The following is a 7211-nucleotide window of genomic DNA, read 5'->3' as shown; positions in this document are numbered from 1 at the left end:
ACAAGAACACTAAAGCCATTGCCGATAAGATGACCTCGTGGAAGCTGAAAGCGGGCGGCGTTGATGGGGAAGCGGAAATCAAAGACGGTAATGCAGTTACCTTTGATGTAGCAGAAAAAGATCAGGGGCTTACCGTAACAAGAGACGGTTCGACTATCAAGTACGGTATTGAAGGAAGCAAGATTGACATTTCCGAAAATAAAACCGTTAAGGAACTGAGAGAAGAAGCTAAGAAACACACTTCTGTCGTAGCAGGTGACTATACGACCGTCACGGAAAGTAAAAATGAAGCGGGCGGAAAGAAATATACCGTAACCGGGCCTTCTGTCAAGACTGACAACAATCTGACAGTTCAGGATATTATGACCGGCGATAAGAAAACGGGATATACCATCGGCCTTGCTAAAGACCTCAAGGATTTGAACTCGGTTTCCGCTAAGACAGTCAATGCCGAAACGGTTAAGGCTGATAAGGTTGATACAAAGACGGTCACTGTAGGAGACAAGGTAACACTTGGTACGACCGGGCTTACCATTGAAAAAGGCCCATCCGTAACCGCTGCAGGTATTGATGCAGGCAAGCAGAAGATTACCAACGTGGCAGCCGGAGCTGTGTCCGAAAAGAGCACAGATGCCGTAAATGGCGGACAGCTCTTCGGAGTAGAACAAAAGGTTAATATCAATAATCAGAATATTTCCATTCTCGGCGGTAAAGTGGTCGAAGTGAACAACCGTGTGAACAGAGTCGGTGCGGGCGCTGCCTCACTTGCCGCACTCCACCCGCTCGATTTCGACCCCGATGACAAATGGGACTTTGCAGCAGGCTACGGCAACTATAAAGGTGCCAATGCCGTTGCTATCGGTGCGTACTACCGTCCGAATGAAGACACCATGTTCAGTGTCGGCGGCTCGTTCGGCGGCGGAGAAAACATGGTGAACGCCGGTGTTTCCGTAAAACTCGGACAGGGCAACCATGTAACGACCTCCAGAGTCGCTATGGCAAAAGAAATCAAAGATCTCCGTGCAGAAGTGGAAGTCTTGAGACAAGCCGTCACAGGCATCGGACAGGGACAGACTCCCGATCCGGTCAAGATGAAACTTTTCCCGGATATTGCAAAGAACCACTGGGCTTATGAAGCAGTAGAAGAACTCACGAAACAGGGACTGCTCGAAGGTTATCCGGACGGAACTTTCGGCGGAGACCGTATGATGACACGCTATGAATTCGCAGAAATCGTTTACAGAGCCATTCAAAAAGGTCTCAATGTGAACGAAAAGCTGGTTCAGGAATTCGAACCGGAATTGGAACGTTTCCGTATTGATGTCATTACCAAAGACAAAGACGGAAATCCGGTCATCGAAAGAATCCGTGTTAACGAGAAGAAAAAAGCAAAATAAAACTTCATAAAAACGGCACGGCCGAAGCAAAAAGGAAAACCCCGGGGGAAATAACTCCCCGGGGTTTTTTTTATGCTGCCTATAAGAAGCATAAAAAAACTGCCCCTGCATAACAGGAAATAATGGAAATATTACAAACCGTAAGCCGTCGGAAGGAGCAAGCGTGAGCAGACACATAAGAATAGAAATAATAAGTATGGGTAAAACTCCAAAATAATTCTGACCTGTGTACGCAAGCGTGCCCCTATCGTCTCGCCTTGCTCGGCACTTCCCTCCGAGTTCGGGGGAAGCTGACACTAAGGAAGAAAGGATTCATAATTTTTATATAGCAAAAACAAAAATAAAGAAATGACTCATGCGAAAAAGCTGTCCCCGCTTGTTTTGTTGCAAAAAGAAAGAATATAAACCGTAAGATGTCCCCGCTTGTCGGGAGGCAAGCGTGAGCAGAAGCGAAAGAATGGAAATAGTGTGAGTAAAACAAAAAATACCGAAATGACTCACACAAAAAGTACACCGGCTTTTGGGTATAAAAAACAACCGGGAAAAAATCCTAATATTATATAGGTCAAAATAAAAATAAAGAAAAAAGACTTTGAAATTTTTATTTCCCTTTTTTCTCCCTTTTATTCCCTTGGAACCCTGTGTTACCTGAAAAAACGATGTTATATTTCCTTTAGTTTTTCATAGCTTTTACCGGATATCTGTCATGCATGATTAAAAATAATCCATAATTGCATAGAAAATGTTTGATATGCATTGACATTAGACGCATAATGATAATGCAATAGTAGCATCGTTTATTCAGGGGGTAGCTTTGAAGCACTTCTCCTTTTAGGAAGATAATATGAGAAAATTTATTCGGGCAATACTTGTAATGTTTTTATTCCTTTTTGAGCTTTCAACCGTAAATACTCATGCATACTACGGAGTTTTGAGCGACAGAGATGCGGAAAGTCTTTCACGTAAATCGTTTAATATGAGAGGTACGGAAGGAATATATTACAACCTTTATATAATCGGAGAAAATGAAAGGGGAAACACCTTTCAAAACTATTGGAAAGGCGGAAGATTTGATACTGCCTACTCATGCCGTCACTACACCGCATACATATCGGAAAGTACAAACTCATCAGCATTTGAACAATCTGAAAATTTATTTGAACAAGGCAGATTCGGAAGAGCAAGAAGCTCTGAAGAAACAATAAATTTAACTGACGGAAATGTATACCTTATGGAAAATACAAGCGGGAATCCGGATATTTTGGTAACTTCCGAACAAATGTCGTCAGGCTTCGTGGACTACAGATTTTTTATAATCAAAGACGGAAAACTGACTGCAATGAAAGTAAAATATAGTGACGGTGAAATCGGTGTAACAACAATCGGAAGACCGACAAAACCTTACATCATGCAAGACGGAACAATCGCAATACCTAGATTCAGACAAAGACAATTTACACCCGGCGAAAAATACGGAAATTATACGGCGGTATACATGCCGGACTATACAAATTGCATACTTATATCGGCATATTTAATTTGGGAATAAAAAGTCGCAATTTTACTGTAAAGAAATATGAATAAAGATTGAAAATAAGGGCGTTCAGAGATGAGCGCTCTTATTTATTTAAGAAATTTTAATATTTATAAATAAAAACAAAAACGTGAAAATGCTTGTGCTGAAAGTGTTTTTATGCAAGTTGAAATATATTTAAAAATTCTTAAATTAATAAATATCAAAAAAAATAACAATGCCGATAGAAATACAATAAATTCGGAGTTTTATATTTATTAACGATAAATAAATTATTAACAAATCATTGACATGAAATCGGGGAGGGTGATATATTTGAATTAGATATAAATTTACCTATATAAATATGTTTTATGATTAAAGAAAATTAATAAATTATAAAAGTGTCAGATATTTCAAAGGGGGAGAACAAATGAATAGAGTTTTTAAAATTATTTGGAACAAATCGAAATGTTGTTTTTCGGTTGTCTCCGAAATTGCAAAAAATCATAAAAAAACAAAAGTCGTAAGCAAAAAGACTTTGGTTTTATTTGTGTCGGCTTTTTTAGTAGGATCAATGGGTATTGCACATGCGGAAGATCCTGCAGCAAGTTTGACGGCTCATTATGTGTCGGTGAAAGGCGAGAGCCAAGACAACAAGTCCAATTATAAAAATGACGGTGCAAAGGGTAAAGGTGCCGTAGCCATCGGCGAAAAAGCGTTGGCGTCTAAAGGCGGTGCCGTGTCTATCGGCAGAAATGCCCATATCGGAGGCAACGGCGGTAATACTAGCGGCGAAGGTAGTGTAGCCATCGGTGACAACTCCTTAATTACTACAAACGGCTTGGATTTGGCGAGTATCGCTATCGGTAAGAATGCGAAAGTATTGAACGGCAGCGGAAAACAAGAACGTGGATTGAGTTTTACACCGGACAATTTTGCTGCTCCACGTTTCTTTAGAGATGATACTTTGCCGAAAAATGCGGATAAAGTTCCGGGCGGTATCGCTATCGGTACGAATTCTTATGCCCGCACGGGAAGTATTCAGTTGGGGCATCATACCTTTGCCGGATACAAAATGGGCGGTATCGATGTAACGAATGCCAATGAAGAAGCCAATATTGTCGGTATGACCACTGTCGGTACGAATACCTACAATAAAGGTGCTCTTGCCAATATGTACGGTGCATATTCCATTATTACCGGTGATTTTACCGGTGCAGGCGGCATGAATAGTTTGAATTACGGACCGCAAAATTTTGGAGCTAATGTGGTCGGCTCATTGAACAGTATTCGTTCTAAAGGACATGACGGTTCATCCGGTGTGGCAAACAGTATTGTCGGTGTGGCAAATACGGTAGAAAATGCCAACGGTACGTTGGTGTACGGTGCGGGAAATAAGATTACCAATTCAATTAAGCATATTAGTCCCGAGGCGGGATTTACTACGTTAAAAAGCTGGGAAGATACGGTTACAGGATTGCAAACGGCGATTAAAAATTCCAAATCAGGCGGTGCGGTATTGGCTATCGGCGGCGGAAACGTAGCAGATTATGTACTGCATTCGCAGTTGGTCGGCGTGAATAATACCGTGACCGGTACGGAAAATAAAGTCAGCGAATATAATATGGTAGACGGCTACAAAAATACGGTAACGAACGGCACGCACGTAACCATGATAGGTTCTGAAAATACTGCAACCGACAGTGAATCTACTTTGGTCATGGGCGACAAGCAAAAAGTGACTAAGGTCAAACACGGTGTATTGCTGGGTTCGCAAGATGCGGAAAAAGAAACGACCGTATCCGATGTTGTCGCTATCGGACATAATGCGTATGTGGGAAAAGAAGGCGGTATTGCCTTGGGAAGTTATTCCATAGCTTCGATAGATAAAGGCATAATCGGGTATGATCCGCTTACCGGAAAAGCAAGTACGGAAACTTCCGCAATTTGGAAAGCAACCCAAGCGGCACTTTCTGTCGGAAGTACTGAAGATAAAAATAATTTAATAACTCGCCAGATTACGGGAGTTGCTGCCGGTACGGAAGACACCGATGCGGTAAACGTGGCGCAGCTCAAAGCTTTGGAAAAGAAATTGTCTAAAGGCGGTTCAAATGTAGAAGTTGTCGGTGATAAAAAGACGGGTATAGTTGTAGAAAAGGATCCGAAAGAAAATACATCGACACCGTCAACGGGCGGAACAACACCGTCAACGGGTGGAACGACAACTGCTCCGGTAGATGAAAGCAAGACCGTTTATAAAGTAAAACTCGACAAGAAAGTCGATGTGGGAAATATTTCTATAGACGGTAGTGAAAATCAAGAAACAATTACAATCGGTAAAGGCGACAACAATGTTATTGTAAATAACACCGGGCTTACCATTAAAGACGGTCCTTCCGTTACAAAGAACGGTATCAATGCCGGAAATAAAAAGATTACGAACGTTGCGGATGCTACCGAAGACAGCGATGCGGTTAACTACAAGCAGTTGAAGCAAGCAACGCAAGGAATGGCTGAAGTTTCCGGAGAAATGAATCACGTGGGAGCACACTCTGCAGCACTTGCAGCACTTCATCCGCTGGACTTCGACCCCGATGAAAAACTTGATATTGCAGCCGGAGTAGGTAACTACAACGGATCCAATGCGGTTGCAATCGGAGCGTACTACAGACCGAACGAAAGCACTATGATAAGCGTAGGCGGTTCATTCGGCAGCGGAAAGAATATGGTAAATGCCGGAGTATCCGTAAAAGTAGGACAAGGAAATAATGTTTCCAGATCAAGAATTGCAATGGCAAAAGAAATCAAAGACATGAGAGCTGAACTTGAAACGTTTAGAAAAGCCTTTGCAGGAATTTCACAAGGGGAAAAAGTCGATCCGATAAAGATGAAACTTTTCCCTGATGTAGAGGAAAATCATTGGGCATATGAATATGTCAAAGAACTTGTAAAACAAGGTGCAATAGAAGGCTATCCGGACGGTACATTCAAAGGCGATCGAATGATGACACGTTACGAATTTGCTGCAATGCTCTACAAAGCAATGCAAAAAGGAATTAACGTAAACAAGAAAATTCTCGATGAATTTGAAGTCGAACTCGAACGTTTTAGAATTGACGTCATCGCAAAAGACAAAGACGGAAATCCGACAATTGAAAGAATCCGTGTTAACGAGAAGAAAAAAGCAAAATAAAACTTCATAAAAACGGCACGGCCGAAGTAAAAAGGAAAACCCCGGGGGAAATAACTCCCCGGGGTTTTTTTATGCTGCCTATAAGAAGCATACAAAAAACTGCCCCTGCATAACAGGAAATAATGGAAATATTACAAACCGTAAGCCGTCGGAAGGGGCAAGTATGAGCAGACAAATAAGAATAGAAATAATAAGTATGGGTAAAACTCCAAAATAATTTTGACCTGTGTACGCAAGCATGCTCCTATCGCCTTGCCTTGCTCGGCACTTCCCTCCGAGTTCGGGGGAAGCTGACACTAAGGAAGAAAGGATTCATAATTTTTATATAGCAAAAACAAAAATAAAGAAATGACTCATACAAAAAAGCCGTCCCCGCTTGTTTTGTTACAAAAGGAAAGAATACAAACCGTAAGCTGTCCCCGGACACGGGGAAAGTGTCAGCGGAGCTGACGAAAGAGGCAAGTGTGAGCAGAAATGAAAAAACAGTTTTTTACAAAACGGTAGTAAATACCTGCCCGTCATTCTTGAACGGAATGAAAAAAGCGGTCGGGAATATCTTTATGAAAAGTATGGGAAAGAGTGAAGAATCCGGGCAGAGGTTGCAGCTGTCAAATGTGTTTTCGATTATCCTATGCCGGATTCTTCGCTAAGAGTCAAATTATATTCTTTTCTCTTATTAACATTCCGGGTTCTGTTCATTGCTCAAGAATGACGGCAGGGGTGAATTGCGTTTCGATGTGGTATTGAATGACTTTTTGGAGAAGAAGAAAAGAATATAAACCGTAAGCTGTCCCCGCTTGTCGGGGAGCAAGCGAACCACCTTTCTAGGAGCAAAGCTACGCTGTAAAAGTGTTTGAGATGCTTTGCCTTGGCTAAAGTGTCAGCGGAGCTGACGGAAGGGGCAAGTGTGAGCAGATACGAAAGAAAGGAAATAAGTATGAGCAGACCCGTAAAAAATAGGTAAAATAACAAAAAATTAAGTATGCAAAAAAGTAAAATGGGGGGAATCATGCGAAAAACGAAATTATATCGAAAACAGATAAAAATTACGAAAAAGAGAGAAATAAACTAAAAAAACACATAAATGACGATTAAATGGGATAGA

General features: G+C 41.5%; 3 protein-coding genes. All 3 read left to right on the top strand.

Annotated features, from left to right (window positions below; translation table 11 throughout):
* On the top strand, positions 1-1397 hold a 1397-nt coding region (locus tag HMPREF9083_RS03125), incomplete at its 5' end, for a YadA C-terminal domain-containing protein (protein WP_174249862.1).
* A gap of 844 nt (positions 1398-2241) precedes the next feature.
* On the top strand, positions 2242-2946 hold the full coding sequence (locus HMPREF9083_RS03120) for a hypothetical protein (RefSeq protein WP_007555935.1): 705 nt from the start codon (positions 2242-2244) through the stop codon (positions 2944-2946).
* A 397-nt stretch (positions 2947-3343) separates the two neighbouring features.
* The gene (locus tag HMPREF9083_RS03115) at positions 3344-6106 is read left to right on the top strand and encodes an S-layer homology domain-containing protein (RefSeq protein ID WP_007555934.1); all 2763 of its coding nucleotides are present in this window, start codon (positions 3344-3346) and stop codon (positions 6104-6106) included.
* The last annotated feature ends 1105 nt before the right edge of the window (positions 6107-7211 follow it).

Source organism: Dialister micraerophilus DSM 19965 (genome assembly GCF_000194985.1).
GTDB lineage: Bacteria > Bacillota > Negativicutes > Veillonellales > Dialisteraceae > Dialister > Dialister micraerophilus.
This window is presented reverse-complemented; position numbering and strand designations above follow the sequence as displayed.